The organism is Plesiocystis pacifica SIR-1 (genome assembly GCF_000170895.1).
Taxonomy (GTDB): domain Bacteria; phylum Myxococcota_A; class Polyangia; order Nannocystales; family Nannocystaceae; genus Plesiocystis; species Plesiocystis pacifica.
Map to the genome: position 1 here is coordinate 1 of NZ_ABCS01000229.1, position 1,284 is coordinate 1,284.

General features: G+C 73.8%; 1 protein-coding gene. It reads left to right on the plus strand.

What is annotated here, in order from left to right; genetic code table 11:
- Positions 1-1,284: tetratricopeptide repeat protein (locus PPSIR1_RS41380; RefSeq protein WP_006977320.1), on the plus strand; the 1,284-nt coding region annotated here is incomplete at both ends.

Below are 1,284 nucleotides of genomic sequence, written 5' to 3' on the forward strand. Positions count from 1 at the left end.
CCCTCGACAACGCCAAGGTCGTCCGCGCGCCCACGGACGCCGCGCGCCTGCCCATGCTCTCGACCTGCACCGACGAGACCCTGCTCGAGCTGTGGGTCCCGCCGCCTACCGCCCCCGCCGACCGCGAGCGCGTCGAGGCCCTGCGCGCCGACCTCGACCAGGTCGTCGCCCTGATGCTGAGCTCGAACTACGCCGACGCCCTCGAGCTCGCCGAGGCGACGCTGAGCCAGGCCGAGGCCCTGGGCTGGCGGCCGCTCATCGCCGAGGCCCGCTTCTCCGCGGGTGACCTCTACGAGGCCACGGGGGACTACGCCAAGGCCCGCGCGACCCTCGAGCAGGCCTTCTTCGAGGCCAGCGCCGTGGGCCACGATCGCGTCGCCGTGCGCACCGTGGGCAAGCTGTCGTGGACCACGGGGCAGCGCCTCTACGACCACGAGGCCGCCCTGTTCTGGGCCGACATGGGCGACGCCCTCGTCGAGCGCGTGGGCCTCGAGGGCACCCTCGAGCAGAGCCGCATCGAGGCTGGGCGCGCCGCCGTCTACATGCGCCAGAGCCGGCACGACGAGGCCCTCGAGCTCTACCGCAGCATCCTCGCCACCCGCGAGCCCCTGCTCGGCGCCGACGACATCCAGGTCGCCGCGATCCTCAACAACATCGGCCTGGTCCACATCCAGCGCGGCGATCTCGACGAGGCCCTCGACTCCCTGAACCGCGCCCGAGAGATCCGCGAGGCGACCCTCGGCGCCGGGCACCCCGAGGTCGGCGCCTCGCTCAACAACATCAGCCTCGCCCTCGAGGGCCTGGGCCGCTACGGCGAGGCCCTCGAGGCTGCGTCCGCGGCCCTCGAGCTCCTCGAGGTCGCCTTCGGCGACGCGCACCCGACCATCGGCGCCTCGCTCAACAACGTCGGCTACATCTACTACGAGGCCGGCCGCTACGAGGAGGCCCGGCGGACCTTCGAGAAGGCCGTGGCGGTCAAGGAGCGGGCCCTCGGCGAGGCGCACCCCGCCCTGACCTCGACGCTGACCAACCTCGCCGACACCCTCGTGCGTCTGGGCGAGCACGAGCCCGCCCGCGAGCTGCTCGTCCGCGCCTCGGGCCTGCGCGCCGCCGAGGACCGGAGCCACCACGAGCGCGGCCGGGCCGACTTCACCCTCGCGCGCATCGTGTGGGCCACCGCCAGCGCCGACGACCGCCGCACCGCCCTCGGCCTGGCCCGCTCCGCCCGCGAGCACTACGTCGACGAAGGCTCGGGCTACGCCGACAAGATCGCCGAGATCGACA